Source organism: Phytobacter sp. V69 (assembly GCF_965644215.1).
GTDB lineage: Bacteria > Pseudomonadota > Gammaproteobacteria > Enterobacterales > Enterobacteriaceae > Phytobacter.
In genome coordinates this window covers 1-423 of sequence record NZ_CBFFRL010000530.1, presented here as the reverse complement: position 1 = coordinate 423, position 423 = coordinate 1, and the positions used below count along the sequence as shown (strand labels likewise).

General features: G+C 53.9%; 1 protein-coding gene. It reads left to right on the top strand.

Features of this window, described 5'->3' with window-relative positions; genetic code table 11:
* The first annotated feature begins 58 nt into the window (after positions 1 to 58).
* Complete coding sequence (locus ACSZPU_RS26330) at positions 59 to 244, top strand: aminotransferase class I/II-fold pyridoxal phosphate-dependent enzyme (protein ID WP_499004574.1); 186 nt, start codon at positions 59 to 61, stop codon at positions 242 to 244.
* The last annotated feature ends 179 nt before the right edge of the window (positions 245 to 423 follow it).

Sequence of the window (423 nt, the reverse complement as noted above, 5' to 3'; positions counted from 1 at the left end):
AGTCATGATAATAGGGCCTTCTGATTAGAAGGCCCTATTATCAATGATTTTTATCCTCGTGACGACACTATCTAACAGCGATGCGGATTTTGTGATGGCGCTGATTGAGGAGCAGCACGTGGTGACGGTTCAGGGGGCGGCATACGGCATGAGCCCGTATATTCGCCTTTCGTACGCCACCAGCATGGAGCGGCTGCAGACCGGCTGCGAGCGTCTCGCTGCGTTTTGCGAGGGCTGTCGTTAAGTCTTCATCCCGGCTGGCGCGTCGCTTAGCCGGGCTACTCTGATTCCCCTCCCCAGCAGGATCAAGCATTTACGCTGACATTCGGGACATTCCCGAACCATAAAAAATAAATATCCTCCGGCATAGCCGGAGGTTTTTCTGATGCGCCTATAAGGCTCTCTTACCAGCCGCGCCCTAAC